The organism is Glutamicibacter sp. M10, assembly GCF_025452055.1.
In the GTDB taxonomy this organism is placed as follows: domain Bacteria; phylum Actinomycetota; class Actinomycetes; order Actinomycetales; family Micrococcaceae; genus Glutamicibacter.
Window position 1 is genome coordinate 231,345 of record NZ_CP104918.1, and the last position, 22,076, is coordinate 253,420.

Here is a 22,076-nt window from a genome sequence, read left to right on the forward strand (position 1 = left end):
GCACTTCCCGTAAATTGACGCATACTTCATCCCCACCTCTTTCAGGAGATCAGAGTATGCAACGATCAAGTTTGCGCGCTTTGGCTGGCGCAACGATTCTTTCTTTGGGACTAGGAGCTTTCACAGTCCTCCCGGCGAGCGCTGACCCAAGGCACACAGAAAAGACCCCGACTGCTACCGGTACCGGAGGCGCAGTAGCTTCCGTGGATCCAGAAGCTTCGGCAGCAGGACTCGAAGTATTGCGTAAGGGTGGCAACGCTGTTGATGCCGCGGTGGCTACCGCTGCAGCCCTAGGTGTCACCGAACCCTACAGCGCTGGCATTGGCGGCGGCGGCTACTTCATGTACTACGACGCGTCCACGGGCAAGGTCAGCACCATCGATGGGCGTGAAACCGCGCCGGCAGCAATACCGCATGATGCCTTCATCGATCCGGCTACCTCAAAGCCCTATAACTTCACCCCCGAACTGGTCACCAGCGGTGTAGCAGTAGGCGTTCCTGGCACCGTGGCCACCTGGCAACGGGCGCTAGATAACTGGGGTTCACAAAGCCTCAAGCAGGTTCTAAAACCGGCAACTCAGGTCGCCTCGCGAGGCTTTGTGGTGGACAAGACCTTCCATGAACAAACTCAAGATAACAAGGAACGCTTTGCTGCTTTCAGCTCAACCAGCGATCTCTTCTTGCCTGAGGGTGATGCCCCAAAGGTAGGCACCATTTTCAAGAATCCAGAGCTGGCCGACACGTACCGGCTGTTGGCAGCCAAGGGTCCAAAAGCTTTCTACCAAGGTGATCTTGCTTCAGAGATTTCCCAGACCGTGCAGGCTCCACCCAAGGTGGAAGATACCAAACTGCCAGTACCCGCTGGCTACGTGAGCACCGAAGATCTTGCCAACTTCAAGGTCGCGGAGCAGGAGCCCACCACGGTGAAATACCGTGGACTAGATGTTTATGGCATGGCCCCATCCTCTAGCGGTGGAACCACCATTGGTGAATCACTGAATATTCTGAGCAATTTTAACCTTGCATCAATGGAACCAGCCGACGCGTTGCACCACTACTTTGAGGCCACCGCGTTGGCTTACGCTGACCGTGGTAAGTATGTGGGAGATCCTGCCTTTGTCGATGTTCCCACCCAAACCTTGACCAGTAAGCTCTTTGGTGCCGACCGTGCGTGCGAAATCGATCCAGCTAAGGCCGCCACTAAGCCGGTGGCTCCGGGTGATGTCGCAAACTTTGATGGTCAGTGCCCAGCAAGTACTGCTGAGCCAGCTAAGGAGCAAGACACCGAGAACATCTCCACCACCCACCTGTCGGTGGTTGACCGTTGGGGTAATGCGGTCGCGTACACGCTGACCATTGAACAGACCGGTGGTTCGGGCATGGTAGTTCCAGGCCGTGGGTTCTTGCTGAACAATGAGCTCACCGACTTCTCCACCGTTTATGATCCGCAAGATCCAAACCGTCTTGAACCAGGTAAGCGTCCGCGCTCTTCGATGGCGCCAACGATTGTTTTGCAAGACGGCAAGCCAGTTATGGCCATCGGTTCCCCTGGTGGTTCCACCATCATCACCACGGTGTTGCAGACCCTGCTCAACCGCTACGATCTGGGCATGAGCATCAGTGAGGCGATTGCTGCACCTCGTGCTTCGCAACGCAATACTGCCGCGGTCACCGCGGAACCTGAGTTCATCTCCAAATACGGTTCAGCGATGGAAGCCTTCGGTCATAAGCTCACTCCTGCCGGAGATTCCTTCACCCCGCAGGCAGAAATTGGTGCGGTGGAAGCCGTAGAAATCAATGCTGACGGAACGCTGACGGCGGCAGCCGAACCAGTGCGCCGTGGCGGAGGTTCTGCCCTGGTGCTTGACCCAACCAAGTAAGTTTCTAACGCAAAAGCGTGGAGGCGTTGTTCACTTGAGTGAACAACGCCTCCACGCTTTGTAGCTAGCTAGGCCTTAGGAACTTTAGCTCTTGGCAGCCAAGCGATTGCTGATCTTGTACTTTGCAGCGCGGTGAGTTTCCTTCACGCGGTCCCCGGTACCGAAGAGCTTGTTGCGCAGCGAACCGTCGGCGTACTCACTCTTGTAGGCACCACGAGCCTGTAGCTCAGGAACTACGTACTCAACAACATCTTCGAAGGTTGCCGGGGTCACGGCGTAGGCGAGGTTAAAACCATCAACGTCGGTGTAGTCCACCCAATCAATGAGTTTGTCTGCAACCTCTGGGCCCGAGCCAACGGTGATTGGACCGAAGCCGCCAACACCAACCCATTCAGCAAGCTGACGGATGGTCCATGGGTTGCCGTCATCGCCGCTGGCCTTCTGGAAGGTCTCCACCGAGGACTGGATGGCGTTGGACTTCACGTTGGAACCCAGTGGCTCATCGGGATCCAACTCGGAGAGGTCAACACCCATCCAACCGGAGATCAGTACCTGTGCACCTTCGACGTCCGCGTAGGACTTGTAGTCTTCGTACTTGGCCTGAGCCTTTTCAGAGGTCTCATCGGTGATGATGGTCTGCATGGCGAAAATCTTCACATCGTAACGGTCGCGGCCAGCAGCCTCAACAGCGTCACGAATCTTGGTGACCGTAGCCTTGAGGATTTCGCGGGTAGGGCTGGTAACAAATACTGCTTCAGCGTTCTGTGAGGCGAACTTGATGCCACGTGAAGAAGCGCCGGCCTGGTAGATCACCGGGGTGCGCTGGGTGGACGGCTCAGTGATAGCAATACCGGGCACCTTAAAGTACTTGCCCTCGTGCTCAATATTGTGCACCTTTTCCGGGTCCGTGTAGATCCCGGTTTCCTTGTTGTTCTGAACCGCGTCATCTTCCCACGAGCCTTCAAGCAACTTGTAGACCACTTCGAGGTATTCGTCGGCGTGGTCATAACGCTCGTCGTGTTCCATCTGGTCTTCTTGGCCCATATTGCGGGCGGCCGAAGGCAAGTAACCGGTGACCACGTTCCAACCCACACGACCATCGGTGAGGTGATCCAAGGTAGCCAGACGACGGGCAAAAGCATATGGGTGCTCATAGGCGGTTCCGGCGGTGACGCCGAAGCCCAAGTTTTCAGTTACTGCAGCCATGGCCGAGACCAGCATCATCGGGTCATTAACCGGTGCCTGTGCGCCCGAGCGCAGTGGGGATTCGTTGGTGCCGTTAAAGACATCGTAGGTACCTAGTACGTCGGCAATAAACAGGCCGTCGAACTTACCCTTTTCTAGCACCTTCGCTAGGTGGGTCCAGTAGCCGATGGTGTTGTACGTTGAGGCTTTGTCATCTGGGTGACGCCACAGACCTGGCGACTGGTGCACCACGCAGTTCATGTCGAATGCGTTGAAGAGAATTTCGCGCTTCGTGCTCATAGGTGTTCTCCTTGCCGTGAATCTGTATTGGTGAAATTAGAAATTAGGCGCTTAGGCGCCGTAGTTTTGGTTGTTGCTGTCTTCGCCGGTGACCAAGAGACGTTGAGGCTGAACCGCATTGATTTCGTAGTCCCCCACGATGCGCGCCTTGTACATGGCCGGGTTGTGGGTGGCGATGGTTCGTGCGTTACGCCAGTGCCGATCTAGGTTGCACACAATGCTGGTTGATGAGGCCCCTAAACCGTCAAAGAGTTTGCTGGTTGCTCCGAGCACCAACGGTTGCACGATGGTCTGGGCGCGGTTAGCCGATAGTTCACAGACCGCGTAGCGTTCCTCGTCGTTCAGTCCTGGGTCTACCAGTGCTGCTTCAACTTCTAGTACTGCGCCAATCACTACCGAGTCGACGGCGAAGGACTCTGCTGAGACTTCGCCGACCAGCTGAAGTACCTGTGGTTCGCGGTAGGCCGGAACGCCGGTGCCGGTGGTGAAGATGCGGGTACGGTTCTGGACCGACTGGCGCAGATCGTTCAGCGCGGCGCGGGCAATACCTGCTTGCACTGCGGTGAGGACCAGCTGGTAGATCGCAGCTTCGGAGTCGTTAGTTGCCTGTGGGATAAAACAGTCCACGGGCACCTGATGGAACTCGGTGGTGCCGGTACCGGTCAGCCCCTGACCAAACCCATCCCAATCGTCAAGGATTTTTACGCCACTGCGTTGGGTGGAAACGACGGCAATCTGCCGGCCAGCCTTTTCTGGATGGGCCACTGCCACTGCGGTCCAGTCGGCAAAGATGGTGCCGGTGCAGTAATACTTTTCACCGTCAACTAGCCAGCGGCCCTCAGACTCGGTGACCTTGGTGTTCAGCGTACCTAGTGCGTTGCCGCCACGTTCGGTGTACGCATTGCCGACAATCTGACCGGCAGCAATACGGGTAACCCACTTGTTGCGCAGCTCTTGATCTTCAAGAATCAGAATGCTCTCCACAAAGGCGATGTGTGCTCGCCAGAGCTGGCCAACATGGGAATCAGCCTCGGAAAGTTCAATCAGCAGGCGGAACACGTCAACCAGACGTGCGCCGTAGCCGCCCTCAGAAACTGGAATGCGCAGCGCACCAAAGCGGTCGCGGTTCAGCAGGCCCACCTGTTCAAAGGGAAGCACGCGGTTGCGATCGCGGTCCCTTGCGGTAGACGCGATCTGCGCGAATACCGGACGGAAAATTTCAGCCAAACGGTCATACTGTTCATCCGCGCCCGGACCGGGTGTGACTTTGAGTAGTTGCCGGGTAGGCAGTTGCTCTTCGAAGTCATCTAGTCCCATGGCGCTAGCCTGCGAAGGATCGCTGAGCTGGTTGAAGTCCAAACCGGAAGAGTTCGGCGACTCGCCAAATGACATTGAAGTCCTCAATTCTTTCCATCGGTCCTGGCGGTAGCACCGTCCCGCGATTCGGGTGGTTGCTGCGGCGTCGTCGAGCCAGATCTCTCAGCCGCTCTGGATGGGTTGTCATTCATTTGTAGCCGTAACAAAGCAATCATTCCAAGCCACGAAGTCACATTTCATTGTTCAGACCAGGTGGCTTGACAGTTGCGTTGCACAGTCAATGACGCGTCATATCGAAGATGACTTGGCAAGAATCCCCAACTATCGATTAAACAGCCTTCTAATGAAATAAATAACGAAATAACCCGCGCATGTGACGTAGTTATCGAAGATTTTTCATGTTACGCAAGATTTGCTTTCAAATCGTTCGAAAGCCTGTAATGGACACGTAACCATCCCGAGCGGCCGAGAGATCTGGCTCAGTGACGCCGCAGCAACCACCTATGGATGACACACTCCATAGGCCGGTGCTACCGCCAGGACCGATGGAGATGATCATGGCTCTTAGCCTTGCACTGCCTCAAGCGCACACCTCGACCGCTTTAGACGTGGAATTCAGCAATGTTTCGCGCACCTTCACCACCAAAAGTGAAAGCCGCGCGGTCCTCAGCGATATCAACTTGCAGATCCCCGCGGGCCAAGTTGTTGCGATCCTTGGTGCTAGCGGCTGCGGCAAGTCCACACTGCTTCGCGCGGTCTCCGGGTTGGACCAACCATCCACCGGATCCATCCGTACCGGAAAACGCAACGTAGATGGCATCAACGAACTATGTGCGGTCGCATTTCAGGAACCACGACTACTACCGTGGCGATCGGTCCGAGAAAATATCGCTTTGGGCCTCGCGCCAGGTACCAGCAAGGCCGACGGTGCTGAACTGATTGATGAATTAATCGAGCTGACCGGGCTCAGCCACGCGACAGATCTTCGCCCGCGCGAAATTTCAGGTGGTATGGCTCAGCGCGTCTCGCTGGCTCGTGCCTTGGCACGGCGCCCTGGAGTGCTGCTACTTGATGAACCCTTCGGCGCACTGGACGCTTTGACGCGGCTGAAAATGCAAGATCTATTGCTCTCCATCCATGCTTCCTTCCCCACCACAATTCTTATGGTCACCCACGACGTGGACGAGGCGTTGACCTTGGCTGACCGAGTCATCGTCCTGGGACGTGAGGGTCAAGATACCGCGGCCACCGTCATTAAAGAACTCTCAATGAGCGCTTCTCATCCTCGCAAACACAACGAAGATCAGTTCATCGCTCACCGCGCAGGATTGCTTCGACTTCTTGGTGTGGACCCGACTAACCATTGACGTTTAACACCGATTCCCCCTGATCTACTCCATCAGCGACATAGCTGTCGCTTACCCGCACGCACAATTTAGAGGATTATTATGCTTTCGCACCGCTTCACTCGACGTACCGCACTTGCCACCGCAGCACTGTTGATCGGGGCTACTGCCCTGACCGGTTGCGCCGGAGAAAACGCTACGGCCTCAGGATCAGATAAGACCCTGTCCATTGACTTCGCCACCTACAACCCGCTGAGCCTGGTCATCAAAGAAAAAGGTTGGCTCGACGACGCCGCTAAGGATCAAGGCGTCAAGGTGGAATGGGTTCAGTCCGCTGGCTCTAACAAGGCCAATGAAGCATTACGTGCTGACGCAGTGAATGTTGGCTCCACCGCAGGATCCGCCGCTTTGTTAGCCCGGTCCAACGGTTCACCGATCAAGACTATCGACCTGTATTCGCAGCCAGAATGGGCCGCTCTGGTGGTTGCTAAGGACTCCAAGATCAAATCGGTGAAAGACCTCAAGGGCAAAACTGTGGCCGCCACCAAAGGCACCGATCCTTACTTCTTCCTGCTTCAAGCACTAGAGCAGGCAGGTCTGAGCGAAAAGGACATCACCGTACAGAATCTGCAACACGCGGACGGTCGTACCGCGTTGGTCAACGGTTCGGTTGACGCTTGGAGCGGACTAGATCCCATCATGGCCGCAGCCGAACAAGACGGTGCGAAGCTGCTGTATCGCAACCTAGATTTCAACACCTACGGTGCACTTAATGCTCGCGAAGACTTCATCAAGCAGAGCCCCGAACTAGCCCAGCTGGTCGTTGACTCCTACGAGAAAGCACGCGAATGGTCGGGCAAGCATCCAGAAGAGACCGCCAAGATCTTGGCTGATGTTGCCGGTCTAGATCCTAAGGTTGCCACCACTGTCATCGAAGAACGTTCCAACTTGGACGTATCGGCCGTTCCCGGAACCGAGTACACCAAAGTCTTGAAGACTATCGCGCCCACCTTGGTCGCCAGCGGCGATGTCTCCAAGCAGGAATCCGTAGACGAGGCCCTAGCAACTTTGGTTGATGACCAATTTGCTACCAAAGCTGACCCAACCAAAATTTCCGGAGAGTAGTCAGCAATGAGCACCACCGTCTCCACGAGAAATCCGAAGAAGGCTAAATCCGGAGTCTCTGCCACCATCTTGCGCGCTCCACACTGGTTGTTATCCCTGATCTTGCCGGTTATTGTTCTGGTGATCTGGCAGGTCGTGACGTCCACTGGAATCGTCGCTCCTTGGACTTTGCCCACCCCCACTTCTGTAGTCACTTCAGCAGTTGAGCTATTGCGTGACGGAGATCTTGGCAAACACATTGGCATTTCCACGCAACGTGTATTGCTTGGATTCTTCTTTGGTTCCTTGCTCGGTCTACTGCTTGGCGCACTGGTCGGCCTGTCCAAATTGGCTGATGCTCTGTTGGGTTTGAGCATTAGTGCGTTGCGTGCGGTGCCATCCTTAGCATGGGTCCCGCTGCTGGTGCTGTGGATGAAAATGGGTGAAGACTCCAAAGTCACCCTAGTGATCATTGGTGCATTCTTCCCCGTCTTCACCACCGTGGCCTTGGCTCTTCGTCATGTGGATGCCCAGCTGGTAGAAGCCGCCCGATCTTTCGGGCTGAACGGAATCAAGTTGCTGCGTACGGTGCAGCTTCCTGCGGTGGTGCCTTCGATTTTCTCCGGGCTGCGCCTAGCCCTAGCGCAGTCTTGGCTCTTCCTTGTTGCCGCTGAATTACTCGGCGCTTCGATGGGTCTGGGCTTCCTGCTGACTGATTCGCAGAACAACGGCCGACTGGACCGACTGATCATGACCATCATCTTGTTGGCCATCTTCGGAAAAATTACCGACGCCCTGCTCTCGATAGCAGAACGCTGGGCCATTAAACGTTGGACCTAAGAGTTCCCGCTGTCCCAATTCAACTTCGCCAACCAAAAAACACATCAAGGAAATTTTCTGTCATGACCATCGAATCGGCATCCACCTCAACGCTGGCCTCAGAGGAAGCACGCCAAGCATTCTGGGACGAAGCGGCAAACCTCCTCGATTGGGATACCAACTGGCACACCACTAGCCAAATCGTCCCAGCCGACGCAGCTGCCAAGCGTGGTCCAGAAATCTCGTGGTACTTAGGTGGCCAACTCAACGCTGCGGTCAACTGCGCTGACCGCCACGTCGCTGCTGGCCGCGGAGACAAAGTCGCGCTGTACTTTGAAGGCGAACCCGGTGACCGACAGACCGTCACCTACAAAAACCTGCAAGAGCGCATCAGCCAAGCAGCCAATGCATTGGAAGCTCTGGGTGTAGTCAAGGGCGACCGTGTCGTTATCTACCTGCCGGTGTTGATTGAAACTATCGTCATCACCCTGGCCTGCGCGCGCATCGGAGCCATTCATTCATTGGTCTTCGGTGGCTTCTCGGCCGAAGCGCTGAAGTTCCGAGTAGAAGACACCAAGGCCAAAGTACTGGTCACCACCGATGGCCAGTACCGACGTGGCACCACAGTTGCGGTTAAGGCCAATGCCGATCAGGCGGTCTCCGGTGAGAACAATATCGAGAAGGTCTTGGTCATTCGCCGCACCGGCGATGAGATCCCTTGGACCGAAGGCCGTGACGTGTGGTGGCACGAGGCCGTAGAGACCCAGTCCACCGAACATCAGGCACAGTTCTTTGATTCAGAAACGCCGCTGTTCATCATGTACACCTCCGGCACCACTGGCCAACCCAAGGGTTTGGTTCATACCACCGGCGGTTACCTGACCCAGGCAACCGCGAGCTACAACTTGCTCTTCGCCAACCCTGATGCGTCCCAGCGAGACAACGACGTGCACTGGTGCACTGCTGACTTGGCGTGGGTTACCGCGCACACCTACGAGATCTACGGTCCGCTGTCTAACGGCGTCACCCAGGTGATCTACGAGGGTGTGCCCAATGCGCCGCACCCGGGACGACACTTTGAAGTGATTGAACGCTACAAGGTCACCAGTTACTACACCGCACCAACCTTGGTTCGCTCGCTGATGGGGTGGTTCCCAGAAGGTATTCCAGCCAAATACGATCTGTCCACCATCAACATTGGCGGCACCGTGGGCGAGGCTGTTAACCCCGAAGCGTGGAAGTGGTTCCGCGAACAGCTCGGCCGCGACACCACTGCGGGTCTGCCCATGGTTGATACCTGGTGGCAGTCCGAATCCGGAGCTACCATCCTCTCCCCGTTGCCCACCGATGACTACTTCAAGCCAGGGTGCGCCGCTCGCGCCCTGCCCGGAGTCAGCGTAGATATCGTGGATGCTCAGGGGAACAGCGTTGCGCCGAATACCCAAGGCAATATTGTCATCACCCAAACCGGCCCATCAATGGCACGTACGGTCTGGGGCAACCCGGAACGTTATTACACCAGCTATTGGGAGCAGTACGTTCAGCAAGGATGGTTCTTGGCTGGGGACGGTGCTCGCTTTGATGACGATGGAGATATTTTCATTCTTGGCCGCACTGATGACGTGATCAACATTTCTGGTCACCGACTATCCACCATTGAAATTGAATCAGCGTTGGTTACCAACCCAGGCGTGGTGGAAGCTGGCGTTTGCCCGACCCCGGATGCAAAGACCGGTCATGCCGCTACCGCTTTTGTGGTGCCACTGGATAAGTCCCTGATTGCAGAACACCCTGATGAGCAGCTCGCTGCCCGACAGGCAGAATTTATTAGTCAGCTGCGCTCCACGGTAACCACGCAAATTGGGCCGATTGCTAAGCCACGCGATGTGGTGCTGGTTCCAGACGTTCCCAAGACTCGTTCTGGAAAAATCATGCGCCGCTTGCTCACCCAGCTCTTTGAAGGCACCGCTTTGGGTGATACCACCAGCCTGCAAAATGAACCGTGCATCCCTGAAATCAATGCGATCTGCCGGGCACGCAACTAGTTTGGCAGGTAGTCCTGCTTCAGAACACAAAGTGCGTTAACGTAAACAAGCCTCGTCTGGCAATTGCCAGACGAGGCTTGTTTACTGTTTAGCTACGAGCTTCTAGCTACGAGTCCTTGGACTGATCCAATGGTTTCTCATCAGCTTCAGTAACAAATACCTGTGTTGCTTCCCCAGTTGATTCACCAGGCTGTTGTGCCGGCTGAACGATAGGGATTTCGGTGGTCATCAAGCTGAACTGGCTACCTTCATGCCGGTCCACGCCCTGGGTCACCGATTGCTCCAGCACGGTACGTGCCACCTTGCCGCGCAAGATCAGCGGATCTCGGCTCAGGTCCTTCCACAGTGCAACGCACAGTAGCAGCATCACGATCACAAACGGCAGTGCCGAAACGATGGTGATGTTCTTCAGACCATTCAGTGCCTCGGCCGGATGATCACCACCGGCTAGCAACATCACTGCTGCCACAGCACCGGTAGCCACACCCCAGAAGATCACTGCCTTCTTGCTTGGTTCCTCTGCACCACGTTCGCTCAGTGCACCCATCACGATGGATGCCGAGTCAGCGCCGGTGACAAAGAAGATGGCAATCAGCAAGACCGTGACGATCATGAGGATCGTTGCGACCCAACCGGAGACCGGAAGCTTATCGAGCAGGTCGAAGAGGACCAGGTCGAAGTTGATGTCCGGAGCTCCGTCCGCCATCTTGGTCAGCATGTCGCCGGTGTTACCTGCACGCTCTGCACGTTCCTGCAAACCAATGGCGCCGCCGCCGAAGATCGAGAACCAGATCAGCGTTACGGCTGATGGAACCAGAAGAACGCCGGTGACAAACTGACGGATGGTGCGACCGCGCGAGATGCGCGCGATGAACAAGCCTACGAATGGGCTCCATGAGATCCACCAAGCCCAGTAGAAGACGGTCCAGGAGGACAGCCAGCTAGACATGGTGCTGTCACCCGAGGCAGCCGTGCGTGATGCCATCTGCGGCAGGTCACCAATGAAGGCACCTACTGCGTTAGGAATAACGTTCAGGATGAATAGGGTTGGTCCACCGATGAATACGATCAGTGCCAAGATCACTGCCAGAACCATGTTGATGTTCGACAGCCACTGAATGCCACGCTCAATGCCGGAAACGGCCGAGGCAACAAACAGTGCGGTAAGGATAGCGATGATGACTACCAGTACACCGGAGCCAACCTTCTCCATGATTCCAGCGGACTGGATACCGCCGCCGATCTGCAGTGCGCCCAGGCCCAGGGAACAGGCCGAACCGAACAGGGTGGCGATAATAGCCAAGATGTTAATGGTTCGTCCGCCCCAGCCGTGGATGATGCGCTCACCGAAGATCGAGGTGAACATCGCTGAGAATAGCTGTGGGCGTCCCAAACGGAAACTACCGTAGGCCATACCCAAACCAACGATGGCGTACATTGCCCATGGGAACAGCGTCCAGTGGAACAGCGTGGTACCCATGGCGGTGCTTAATGCTGCGTCCGTGGAACCTTCAACAGTTCCTGGTGGAGGCGACATGTAGAAGAACAGTGGTTCTCCTACGCCGTAAAAGACCAGGCCGATACCCATACCGGTAGCAAACATCATGGAGATCCATGAAACAGTGCTGAAGTGTGGTTTTTCGTCGTCCTTGCCTAGTGGGATGCGCCCGAAGTTTTTCGCGGCGACCACAATGACAAAGAGTGCAAAGACCGAGGCTGCAATAACAAACAGCCAACCGGTGTTGGTGATGACCCAGTCAAGGGCTACATCTGAGGCTTTGCCTAGGCCCTCAGGGGTCACAAAACCCCACACAATAAATGCCAGCGCTAAGGCGCCGGCGATACCAAATACCCAATAGTCGGTTCCTGAAACCGAATATTTCTTTGGTCGTCGTTGTCGAGCCGAATGCAGCTCGCCGACGAGGTCTTCAAAAGATTGATCCGTCTGCTCCATTGCGTTCTTCCTTCACTGGTGAGGCTCTGCGGATGAAATCCGGCCGGAGCCCGACAAACAACCGTTCCCGCGGGAAGTGGTTGCCGTGCAGTGTGCTTGATTGCGAATTGCTTATCGGTGTAGATTTACTGATTCCAAATCTAGCGTCAGCGGGCGCTGATTGGTACAGCGACCCTGTGGGAATGACCGGGCAATTTCTCCGGTGACCCGACGCTATTTCTTCTCGGATTCTCACAATAAATCGTAAATAGTCCTTTTTAAGCATGGTCGAACGACACCCATTGGTCAAACCAGAGTGCTGATTTTTCGCGGTTCTTGACCCAAGATGGCCCGTTTTTCGCGCAGTATGCCTAAGGGATTGCAAACCTGTGAGCTCCCTCTCGTGAGCGCAATTCCCCGTGAGAGCCACACCTATTTCTGACTTCCAGGACCCGAATTCTAGCCCTGAGATTCTGGAGCAATTTGCAATTGTGTGGAGCAAGAATTGCCTCATCTGCACACGCTGGGCCCTGATTCAGATCCAGCAGAACATATTCTCCATTCGGAATATTCACTAACCAGCCAGTGAAGTGGCGATTAACCAGCAGGTCTTTGTGACGTAACCTGAAATACATTGCGACTTATCTTGACTCGTTCAAAATAAGCAGGCATGCTGAAGATATGACATCACAGGACGGGATTGAGCAAGTGCTCAAAGCGGCATCCATGCGAGTGACGCAACCGCGCGTTGCTGTCCTCGCAGCAGTTGCAGCAAACCCTCATGGTGACACCGAAACAATTATTTCGGCGGTCCACCGCGAGCACCCCGCAGTGTCACACCAAGCGGTCTACGATTCACTCAAACTCTTCACTAGCTTGGGTGTTATCCGTCAGATTCAGCCACAAGGCCATATTGCGCGCTACGAAACCCGCGTTGGCGATAACCACCATCATGTGGTTTGTCGCCGGTGCGGAAAACTCGCAGACGTCGACTGCGCCGTCGGCGGAGCGCCATGTCTACACGCCTCGGATGATCACGGCTTTAAAATTGACGAAGCCGAAGTCATCTACTGGGGCACCTGCCCCGAATGCCAGGCTGAGCTGATCAACGAGTAACCGCAAGGCCCTTACGCTTTGTCATCGAGCGTTACTTCTCGCGCGATGAGCATCGATCCCTAAACCCAAGAAATCCGGAAGGAAAAGCATATGTCTGAGACAACAGCAGGTCAGTGCCCGGTTGTAGGCAACACTGGTCGAGTACACCCGACCCAGGGCAACGCCAACACCGAGTGGTGGCCAAATAAGCTAAATCTAAAGATCCTTGCAAAAAATCAGGAGGCTACTAACCCTCTGGATGCAGACTTCGATTACATCAAGGCTTTTGAAGCTTTGGATCTGGCAGCGGTCAAGGCTGACCTAGCTGAGCTAATGACCAAGTCTTACGACTGGTGGCCAGCTGACTTCGGTCACTACGGTCCATTCTTAATCCGCATGGCTTGGCACTCCGCCGGCACCTACCGTTCACACGACGGTCGTGGCGGCGGCTCCGCAGGCCAGCAGCGCTTCGCTCCACTGAACTCCTGGCCAGATAACGTGAACCTGGATAAGGCTCGCCGTCTGCTGTGGCCAGTAAAGAAGAAGTACGGCCAGTCGATCTCCTGGGCCGACCTGATGATCCTTGCCGGTAACGTGGCTCTGGAAGATATGGGCTTCAAGACCTTCGGCTTCGCCGGCGGCCGCAAGGACGTTTGGGAATCAGACGACGACGTTTACTGGGGTCCAGAAAAGGTATGGCTGGATAGCGAACGCTACACCGGCGCCCGCAACCTTGAGGCTCCACTGGCTGCAGTCCAGATGGGTCTGATCTACGTCAACCCTGAGGGTCCAGACGGTGTTGCTGACCCACTGGCCTCCGCAGCTGATATTCGCGAAACCTTCCGCCGCATGGGCATGGATGATGAAGAGACTGTCGCCCTGATTGCCGGTGGCCACACCTTCGGTAAGACCCACGGTGCCAGCGCAGAGTCGCACAAGAGTGGCGACCCAGAAGCTTCCCCATTGGAAATGCAGGGCTTGGGCTGGAAGTCTGACTTCGGTACCGGCAGTGGCGATGACACCATCGGTTCCGGTCTGGAAGTTACCTGGACCTACCACCCAACCCGTTGGGATAACGAGTTCTTCCACATCCTCTTCGCTTACGAGTGGGAACTGTTCCACTCTGAGGCCGGCGCACAGCAGTGGCGTCCAAAGGATGGTGGCGGTGCCGACTTGGTTCCTATGGCTCACAACGCTGCAGCTCGCCGAGAACCACGCATGCTCACCAGCGACCTGGCACTGCGCGTAGATCCTGCTTACGAATTGATCTCCCGCGAGTTCAAGGACAACCAGGAAAAGTTCGCTGACGCCTTTGCTCGCGCTTGGTTCAAGCTGACCCACCGCGACATGGGCCCGAAGTCCCGCTACTTCGGTCCAGAGGTTCCAGCAGAAGACCTGCTCTGGCAGGATCCACTGCCAGCTGCACCAGAGACCACCCTGGGCGCTGCAGAGATCTCCTCGCTGAAGGAACTGATCAAGAACTCCGGTCTGAGCGTTCAGCAGCTGGTTTCCACCGCATGGAAGGCAGCGGCAACTTTCCGTTCCTCAGACAAGCGTGGTGGCGCCAACGGTGGCCGCATCCGTCTGGAACCACAGGTTTCCTGGAGCGTGAACCAGCCAGAGCAGCTTAAGATCGTCATCGCGAAGCTGGAAGAAATTGTTGAGAACTTCAACGCCACTTCGTTGGTCAAGGCTTCGTTCGCTGACGTTGTGGTTCTTGCCGGCAACGTAGGTGTTGAGTTGGGCGCTGCAGCTGGCGGTCAGCAGATCGAGGTTCCATTCACCCCGGGCCGTGTTGACGCAACCCAAGAGCAGACCGACGTTGAGCAGTTCGCATGGCTGGAGCCAGTAGCTGACGGTTTCCGTAACTACGACTCAGGCTTCTTGAACCTGCCTTCCGAGTACCTGCTGTTGGATCGCGCTAACCTGCTGGGTCTGACCGCACCGGAAACCGCTGTACTGCTTGGTGGCCTGCGCGTACTGGGCAACAACTGGGATGGCTCGAACACCGGCGTGTTCACCGAGACCCCAGGTGCACTGACCAACGACTTCTTCGCTAACCTGCTGGAACTGGGCCTTGAGTGGACCCCAGATGCAGAAGAGAAGACCTACGCAACCACTGACGGCCGCTGGGTCGGCAGCCGCGTAGATCTAGTCTTCGGCTCGAACTCTGAGCTGCGCGCACTGGCCGAGGTTTACGCTTCGGATGATGCCAAGACCAAGTTCGTCAAGGACTTCGCTGCAGCGTGGGCCAAGCTCATGGATGCAGATCGCTTCGAACTGCGTAAGTAAGCGGTCCTAGGCACATAACTGTGGCCGCCACTTTCCGAATCATTCGGAAGGTGGCGGCCGCAGTCGTTTAAGCAGGTAGACCTGAAACAGCGCGCTTACGGAACAGGGTTTCCTAGCTCCCGCAGTTCGGTCTTGTTAGTTTCGCGCGCCCACAGCGCACCGATGACTGCCAGAACAGATGAACCGGCAACGATCCACGCTGCGGGACCCCAGTTCGCGGAGACCCCGCCAACCAATGCAGTGGCGAGCATCGGGGTAAAGCCTGCGCAAAGGATGCCGACCTGCAATCCGATAGCCATTCCTGAATAGCGCACCTTGACATTGAACAGCTCCGAGAACCAGGCCGGGTACACCGAGTTTGAGGCAGCGTAGGTTCCAGCGGTAATCATCATGCTTGAAACAAATATCATCGCCAGATTTCCCGTGGAAATCGTCATGAAGTACACAAAGATCATGACCCCGGATCCCACTACACCTGAAACAAAGACCTTCTTTCGCCCAAAGGAATCCGAGAGTCGAGCAAAGAATGGCTGGCTGGCGATAGCGATGATATTTCCAGCGATACTCACCCACAACATTGTGGATGCCGAGACTCCCACGGAGACCGCATAGGCCAGACCGAATGACTGCATGAAGGTATTGGTGACCACCTGGAAGGACATCAAGGCGACTTGGAAGAACTGAGCAGGGTGAGTGGAGATCATATTGGTAAACGGAAGCTTGACCAGTCCGTCGCTTTCCTGCTTTTCTTCAAAGATTTCTGGCTCATCCAAGGAACGGCGAACTAGGTAAGCAGCCAGCAAGACCAGAAGCGAAAGCCAGAACGGGATACGCCAACCCCACGCCAAGCGTGCCGACTCGTCCATTGCTGCCACCGGCAGGAAGGCCAGCGAAGCTAGGACGATGCCAAAGAAATCCCGCTCATGGCAAAGCTTGCGAAGAATCCTCTTCGCCCTTCCGGAGCCTCTTCCGTAGATAGTGCAGAAGCACCTGCGGTTTCAGCGCCGGCCGATAGACCCTGCATCAGTCGCAAGACCACCAACAGTGCTGGGGCCCAGTATCCCACCGTACGGAAATCGGGCAGGACACCAATAAGGAAGGTGGCTGAGCCCATTAGCACCAGAGTCATCACCAAAGTGGCTTTACGTCCAAGCTTGTCGCCAAGGTGCCCGAAGAACACTGCACCGAAAGGGCGGGCAATGTAGGCGACACCAAAAGTCGCGAAGGAAGCAAGCATCGCAATGGTCGCATCTCCAGTAGGGAAGAAAATCTTTGAGAAGACCAAAGATGCAGCCGTCGCATAGATAAAGAAGTCGTAGTACTCCAATGCGCCACCAAGAAAACCAGCGAGCGCAGCCTTTTTAGCCCGTTTCAACTTGCGTTCTTGTTCGGAGTCAATGCTGACTCCCGTATTGGTGATGGTCTTACCCATGGGTTGTCCTTCCACGACGGCGGGGATGTTTCGCTCATGCACTAAACCTTTTGTGCGGTATGCGCACTATCGTGCGATATGTGACAATGAATAAAGTACAGCAAGGTGAGGCGCGTCACAAGACATATGAAGCAATCAATTGACCGCTGCACTCGTTTACGCCGAAAGGAAACTATGAACCGCCCAGAGAAGACCACGCAACTTTTTATCATTGGTTCTCACGCCTCGACCACAATGTCTCCAAATCTTTGGAACCCAGTGTTCGAAGCCTTGGGAAACGGTTGGAACTATCAACCGTGGGATGTTCCTGCTGGAAGTGAAATGCAGCCTACGCGTGATGGTCTTTTGGATCCCACGGTCATAGCAGCCAATGTGACCATGCCCCATAAACAATGGGCTGCCAGCGCCGCCGATACATGCACTGAACAGGTCGCCCTCAGCGGGGCTGCGAACCTACTGATCCGCAACAACGGTCAGCTTGATGCCTACAACACCGACATCAGCGCGGTGGAAGAAAAGCTAGCCACCAAAACCCATCAACACGTACTACTCCTCGGTGCAGGCGGCGCGGCACGCGCAGCCCTGATTGCCCTCAAGGAGCACATCACCGAGGTAACCATCACCGATCAAGACATCGAAGTGGCTCAGCAGCTATTAGATCTTGCAACCCGCATGGGAATTTCCGGAACCGTCGTCGACTGGTCTGCGGCTTCGCAGGTTGCTACCAAAGCTTCACTGATCATCAATGCCACACCCATCGGGAAGTACCCAGAGGACGGCGCCGCGTGGGGAACCACAACCCTCTCCCCGGGGAGTTACGTTTACGATTTTTTACGCTGAGCACACCACCGGAACCATCAAGGCCGCGATCGCACAAGGCCTTGAATATACCGACGGTTGGGAGCATCTCTTACTTCAGGCAGCGGCAATGGTTCCGCTTCTTGAACTTCCTGAACAAACCGTCGCAGAACTGCGTGAATCGCTCAGTGGCATTCGAGAAAATCAGTAGGCAGCTTTCTGAACCTAGAACAATCGCTGCGCTGAACTTCCAAACGCAGGATTCTCTAGCTTCAGCAGCTGCGTCTTTGCATCCAATCCACCCAGATAGCCGCCCAGCGAACCGTCGGTGCGCAGCACTCGGTGGCAGGGTAAAACGATGGGGATCGGGTTGGTCGCGCAGGCCGAACCCACCGCACGAACGGCCTTGGGATTACCAATCCGCTCAGCCATCTGCGAATAGCTCCAGGTTTGTCCGTAATCAATCGCAGCCAGTTCTTCCTGCACTTGGCGGCGGAAAGTTGTTGAGAGCTTCAAGTCCAAAGGCACATCAAAACTGTGCCGGGCACCAGCAAAGTATTCATCAAGCTGCCGGGCCACCGCATCTAAACGCGAGGCATCTTTGAGGATTCGTGGACTAAGTTTCGTAGCGAGCAAAGACAGTATTTTATCGTGATCTTCAGATTCAAAAGCCACCCGAACCAGTCCCGCCGGGGTGCTGGCCAAAAGCAGTGAACCCACCGGAGAATCAACCACGCGGTAGGACACATCAATCAAGTCTTTAGCACGGGCCTTAATCATCAGTTGTCCGCCCAGCTGCCCCAAAAGCGCAGCTTCTTCGTTGGTCGCTTGGGAAGTAGATGTTGCATCAGTCATGACTGCTCCTGCCACAGTGTGTCATCCTCGAGCATTCGTCGAAGATTTTTGATCCCATCAGCACCTGCCCGACGCGCTGCCGCTTCCGTTCCAGAAAGGATGTCTGCGATTTGCGCATAGTTCAGTCCTCCCAAGTACCTGTAGGCGACAACCAAGCGTTGCTTGTGCGGCAACCGTCCGACTTCTTGCCACAGCACTAGATTCTCTAGCTGCGCTTCGGATTGCTGGCCATCATCAACCTGTTCCCAGGATTGAAGATCATCGAGAATTTCTGGCTTATTCTTGCGCAGCTCGTCAATAGCCTTATTTCTTGCGATACGCACCAGCCACGCTAGAACATTGGCTTCTTCAGGAAGTTTTGGATAGGCGCTCAGTGCAGATAAAAATGTCTCAGACCATGCGTCCTGGGCACGGTGTTCGTCCAACAAGGCACGGCAAACACGTAATACGTTCAGCCCATAATCTTGGACTATCCGCTCAAACGGCACTTGCATGGCTCTCCTGAGAATTGGCACCTTTAAGGGCTTTCACCATGTAAACGTTGTGCGCGGCAAAAGTGTGAGCAGGTCAAAGGAAAAACTTTTCAGCTTTAGAGGGAGACCAGATCTAGTTCGCGGGCTAAGGCCTGGAGCCGATCCAGATCAATGTGGATCAGTTCACCGTTTTCTACTCCGTACGGTGCCTTAATCCCGGTCAGTGCATCACGGATCACGCGCATTGTCGCTCCGTGGCTCACCACCGCAATCTTCTGTCCGGCGTACTTGACCGTTAAGTGAAGCAAAGCTGGAATGGCACGGCGTAGGATCTGCTCAATTGGTTCCAGCTCAGGCTGGGCTGCTGCCGATTCTTCGTCACTGACCTCAGCCATGATCCGGCCTTCTAAAGGCCCGAAGCTACGTTCAATTAGTTCAGGTACAGGTGGGCCTACTTCCGCTCCCGCTTCCTGGGCAATGAGGGCAGCAGTTTCCTGCGCACGCCCCAACCGGGAGGCAAGGAAAAGTGACCATCCGGCGCCTTGAAGTTCACGTCCAACTTCGCGGGCTTGTTCGCGTCCGATGTCGTTCAGCGGAATGTCGGTACGGCCTTGGAGGCGTCCCGCCAGATTCCAATCTGTCAGTCCGTGTCTGATCAACGCCAACGCAGTATCCATGACTCAAGCGTACCGGGGTGCATAGATATCGAAGAATCTCCGATATTACGTCTAATACGCAACGTTACGACTCATAGTTAGGTCACGATCGGTCATGTTGCGAAGATTATTACACCATCCCGAGCGGCTGAGAGATCTGGTTCGATGAAGCCGCAGCAACCTGCCACATCCGGTGGTTACGGTGCTACCGCCAGAAACGATGCAGCCGCTTTTCTTGTTTAATCACAACAAGAAGCGACATTGATTCCGGGATTCCTGCCTCGATCGCACCACCGCTGAGCGGTGAAACGCGAAAACCCAATCGACAAGGAGTCGTAAGCCATCATGGCAGATCATAAATTTGGATTCCGCACCCGCGCATTGCACGCCGGTGGCACCCCCGACGCCGAGCACGGCGCCCGAGCAGTACCCATTTACCAAAGCACTTCATTTGTCTTTAAAGACACCGACGATGCAGCGAACCTTTTTGCGCTGCAGAAGTACGGCACTACCTACTCACGTATTGGCAACCCAACCGTCGCGGCCTTTGAAGAACGCATGGCCTCCTTGGAAGGTGGCATCGGCGCAGTAGCTACCGGTTCTGGCATGGCTGCCGAATTTGTCACCTTCGCAGCTCTCGCCCAAGCTGGCGACCACATTGTCGCTTCCTCCAAGCTCTACGGTGGCACCATCACCCAGCTGGATGTTTCCTTGCGTCGATTTGGCATTAACACCACCTTCATTGATTCCAATGATCCAGCCGACTTTGACGCCGCGATCCAGGAGAACACCAAGGCCGTATATACCGAGGTGATAGCCAACCCATCCGGTGACATTGCCGATGTGAAGGGCTTGGCCGAAGTGGCACACCGCCACCAAATCCCACTGGTAGTTGATTCCACGCTTACTCCCCCATACATCCTGCGTCCCCTTGAGCACGGTGCCGATATTGTCATCCATTCGGCAACCAAGTTCATTGGCGGCCACGGCACCACCCTGGGTGGCGTTGTTATTGAGTCCGGAAAGTTCGACTGGGGCAACGGCAAGTTCCCTGCCATGACCGAACCGGTGGCCAGCTACGGCAATGTTTCCTGGTGGGCCAACTTCGGTGAATACGGGTTCCTGACCAAACTGCGCAGCGAGCAGCTGCGCGACTTCGGCCCGGCACTGCCGGCCCAGTCAGCTTTCCAGCTTTTGCAGGGCCTAGAAACTTTGCCACAGCGCATGGACAACCACTTGGCCAACGCCAAGCAGGTTGCTGCTTGGCTCGAAGCAGATCCCCGCGTTACCTACGTGAACTACGCCGGTCTGGAATCCCACCCGCAGTTTGCTCACGCCAAGGAACTGTTGCCCATGGGAGTGGGTTCAGTGTTCAGCTTCGGCGTGAAAGGCGGACGCAAAGCCGGCACCAAGTTCATCGAGGCCTTGCAGCTGGCAAGCCACCTTGCCAATATCGGCGATGCCCGCACCTTGGTGCTGCACCCTGCCTCCACCACGCACCAGCAGTTGAGCCCAGAGCAATTGAATGCGGCCGGCGTTCCTGAAGATCTGATCCGTTTATCGGTGGGCCTAGAAGATGTTGAAGACATCCTCTGGGATCTGGATCAGGCATTAACCGCTTCGCAAGAAGCAGTCGCTTCTTCCGCCGATGATTTTGCAGAACCGACCTATGATGGTGCGGCTTGCACCATTAACGCAGCACCGAAGGGAGCTAACTAATGAGCACCACCGAACGCACCTGGGAAGGTCCGGGAGCTGCGCAGCGCCTGACCATCCTGCGCGATACCAAGACCGTTGCCATTGTTGGCGCATCCAATAAGCCTTCACGGGCCAGCTACTTCGTGGCGACCTATTTACTTTCTTCGTCTAAGTACAAGGTGTACTTCATCAACCCGGTACTCGATGAGATCCTGGGCCAGCCGGTCTACAAGTCGCTGGCAGATCTGCCAGAGACTCCAGATCTGGTGGAGGTCTTCCGCAAGCACGATGACATGCCGTCAGTTTTAGATGAGGCATTGGCCGTTGGCGCAAAGACCCTGTGGCTCCAGTTAGGTTCATGGCATGAAGACGTGGCCCGCCGGGCCGAAGCGGCCGGCATGAACGTAGTAATGGATCGCTGCGTGAAGATTGAGCACGCGCGTTTCCATGGCGGACTGCGCTTGGCCGGCTTTAATACCGGTGTAATTTCTTCGAAGCGTCAGGTTCTCGCGTAAACAGTCCTGATCAGCTAACGCCGCTGGCGGGCAACCTTTTGGTTGCCCGCCAGCGGCGTTAGCTGTCTATTGCGGTTCAGCATACCCAGATTTTTCTGGTCCTAGGTTCTAGAACTCACGAGGTAAACGTGCCCACCAAGACCCGTGCAGATCAAAGTTTTAAGACCGATTTTTTCGGGCAACTGGCTCCCCACTCGGCAAAATGCCAACTATAACCACCTTCAGATGTCCGAATGGTTAATTTTCCCTCACAGTTCACTTGACGTTCCCACTCATTCGGGCATAAAGTCATGGAAACACAGATTCATGTGGTGCATGTCATGAAGAATTGCG

18 protein-coding genes and 3 riboswitches are annotated in these 22,076 nt (G+C 55.5%); of the genes, 10 read left to right on the plus strand and 8 right to left on the minus strand.

Going from position 1 to position 22,076, the window contains the following annotated elements; all coding sequences use genetic code 11:
- Window positions 1-56: 56 nt before the first annotated feature.
- Entirely contained in the window at window positions 57-1,880 is a 1,824-nt protein-coding gene (gene ggt, locus N6V40_RS01170) for a gamma-glutamyltransferase (RefSeq protein ID WP_131090571.1), read from the plus strand.
- A gap of 84 nt (window positions 1,881-1,964) precedes the next feature.
- On the opposite strand, the gene N6V40_RS01175 is transcribed toward ggt, so the two are convergent.
- Complete coding sequence (locus tag N6V40_RS01175; protein ID WP_131090572.1) at window positions 1,965-3,365, minus strand: LLM class flavin-dependent oxidoreductase; 1,401 nt, start codon at window positions 3,363-3,365, stop codon at window positions 1,965-1,967.
- Between the two features lie 51 nt (window positions 3,366-3,416).
- On the minus strand, window positions 3,417-4,757 hold the full coding sequence (locus tag N6V40_RS01180) for an acyl-CoA dehydrogenase family protein (protein ID WP_131090573.1): 1,341 nt from the start codon (window positions 4,755-4,757) through the stop codon (window positions 3,417-3,419).
- A 15-nt stretch (window positions 4,758-4,772) separates the two neighbouring features.
- Window positions 4,773-4,864, minus strand: a riboswitch (SAM riboswitch).
- Window positions 4,865-5,131: 267 nt separating this feature from the next.
- Window positions 5,132-5,234, plus strand: a riboswitch (SAM riboswitch).
- A 5-nt stretch (window positions 5,235-5,239) separates the two neighbouring features.
- On the opposite strand from N6V40_RS01180, the gene N6V40_RS01185 reads away from it, so the two are divergent.
- The 4 genes from N6V40_RS01185 (at window position 5,240) to acs (ending at window position 9,996) form a co-directional block, all read left to right on the plus strand.
- Window positions 5,240-6,049, plus strand: a complete 810-nt coding sequence (locus tag N6V40_RS01185) for an ABC transporter ATP-binding protein (protein WP_131090574.1) — start codon at window positions 5,240-5,242, stop codon at window positions 6,047-6,049.
- A gap of 81 nt (window positions 6,050-6,130) precedes the next feature.
- Window positions 6,131-7,153 (plus strand): aliphatic sulfonate ABC transporter substrate-binding protein, encoded by a 1,023-nt coding sequence (locus N6V40_RS01190; protein WP_131090575.1) that lies wholly within the window; start codon window positions 6,131-6,133, stop codon window positions 7,151-7,153.
- A 6-nt stretch (window positions 7,154-7,159) separates the two neighbouring features.
- Window positions 7,160-7,972: an ABC transporter permease gene (locus N6V40_RS01195; RefSeq protein WP_131090576.1), complete on the plus strand. Its 813-nt coding sequence runs from the start codon at window positions 7,160-7,162 to the stop codon at window positions 7,970-7,972.
- Between the two features lie 62 nt (window positions 7,973-8,034).
- Window positions 8,035-9,996 carry an acetate--CoA ligase gene (gene acs / locus N6V40_RS01200; RefSeq protein WP_131090577.1) on the plus strand — a complete coding sequence of 654 codons (1,962 nt, stop codon included), beginning with the start codon at window positions 8,035-8,037 and terminating at the stop codon, window positions 9,994-9,996.
- Window positions 9,997-10,102: 106 nt separating this feature from the next.
- On the opposite strand, the gene N6V40_RS01205 is transcribed toward acs, so the two are convergent.
- Complete coding sequence (locus tag N6V40_RS01205; RefSeq protein ID WP_262198639.1) at window positions 10,103-11,950, minus strand: BCCT family transporter; 1,848 nt, start codon at window positions 11,948-11,950, stop codon at window positions 10,103-10,105.
- 660 nt (window positions 11,951-12,610) lie between these two features.
- On the opposite strand from N6V40_RS01205, the gene N6V40_RS01210 reads away from it, so the two are divergent.
- Complete coding sequence (locus N6V40_RS01210; protein ID WP_207306535.1) at window positions 12,611-13,045, plus strand: Fur family transcriptional regulator; 435 nt, start codon at window positions 12,611-12,613, stop codon at window positions 13,043-13,045.
- 90 nt (window positions 13,046-13,135) lie between these two features.
- On the plus strand, window positions 13,136-15,316 hold the full coding sequence (gene katG, locus N6V40_RS01215) for a catalase/peroxidase HPI (protein WP_131090579.1): 2,181 nt from the start codon (window positions 13,136-13,138) through the stop codon (window positions 15,314-15,316).
- Window positions 15,317-15,411: 95 nt separating this feature from the next.
- Here the strand turns inward: katG and N6V40_RS01220 are convergent, their stop codons facing one another.
- Window positions 15,412-16,182 carry an MFS transporter gene (locus N6V40_RS01220; protein WP_262198642.1) on the minus strand — a complete coding sequence of 257 codons (771 nt, stop codon included), beginning with the start codon at window positions 16,180-16,182 and terminating at the stop codon, window positions 15,412-15,414.
- Between the two features lie 29 nt (window positions 16,183-16,211).
- The gene (locus N6V40_RS01225) at window positions 16,212-16,748 is read right to left on the minus strand and encodes an MFS transporter (RefSeq protein WP_262198645.1); all 537 of its coding nucleotides are present in this window, start codon (window positions 16,746-16,748) and stop codon (window positions 16,212-16,214) included.
- 174 nt (window positions 16,749-16,922) lie between these two features.
- Here N6V40_RS01225 and N6V40_RS01230 point away from each other — a divergent pair, with 174 nt between their 5' ends.
- Window positions 16,923-17,588 (plus strand): shikimate dehydrogenase family protein, encoded by a 666-nt coding sequence (locus N6V40_RS01230; RefSeq protein WP_262198646.1) that lies wholly within the window; start codon window positions 16,923-16,925, stop codon window positions 17,586-17,588.
- A 183-nt stretch (window positions 17,589-17,771) separates the two neighbouring features.
- On the opposite strand, the gene N6V40_RS01235 is transcribed toward N6V40_RS01230, so the two are convergent.
- The 3 genes from N6V40_RS01235 to N6V40_RS01245 all read right to left on the minus strand — a co-directional run bounded on the left by N6V40_RS01235 (window position 17,772) and on the right by N6V40_RS01245 (window position 19,551).
- Complete coding sequence (locus tag N6V40_RS01235) at window positions 17,772-18,401, minus strand: methylated-DNA--[protein]-cysteine S-methyltransferase (protein ID WP_131090582.1); 630 nt, start codon at window positions 18,399-18,401, stop codon at window positions 17,772-17,774.
- On the minus strand, window positions 18,398-18,895 hold the full coding sequence (locus tag N6V40_RS01240; RefSeq protein ID WP_131090583.1) for an RNA polymerase sigma factor: 498 nt from the start codon (window positions 18,893-18,895) through the stop codon (window positions 18,398-18,400). Before N6V40_RS01240 ends, N6V40_RS01235 begins: the two co-directional genes overlap by 4 nt.
- 95 nt (window positions 18,896-18,990) lie before the next feature.
- Window positions 18,991-19,551, minus strand: a complete 561-nt coding sequence (locus N6V40_RS01245) for a histidine phosphatase family protein (RefSeq protein WP_131090584.1) — start codon at window positions 19,549-19,551, stop codon at window positions 18,991-18,993.
- Between the two features lie 111 nt (window positions 19,552-19,662).
- A riboswitch (SAM riboswitch) is annotated at window positions 19,663-19,757 on the plus strand.
- Window positions 19,758-19,875: 118 nt separating this feature from the next.
- On the opposite strand from N6V40_RS01245, the gene N6V40_RS01250 reads away from it, so the two are divergent.
- Both N6V40_RS01250 and N6V40_RS01255 read left to right on the plus strand, forming a co-directional pair.
- Window positions 19,876-21,249: an O-acetylhomoserine aminocarboxypropyltransferase/cysteine synthase family protein gene (locus tag N6V40_RS01250; RefSeq protein WP_131090585.1), complete on the plus strand. Its 1,374-nt coding sequence runs from the start codon at window positions 19,876-19,878 to the stop codon at window positions 21,247-21,249.
- Window positions 21,249-21,743 carry a CoA-binding protein gene (locus N6V40_RS01255; RefSeq protein ID WP_131090586.1) on the plus strand — a complete coding sequence of 165 codons (495 nt, stop codon included), beginning with the start codon at window positions 21,249-21,251 and terminating at the stop codon, window positions 21,741-21,743. The genes N6V40_RS01250 and N6V40_RS01255 overlap by 1 nt, the downstream gene beginning before the upstream one ends.
- Window positions 21,744-22,076: the final 333 nt, after the last annotated feature.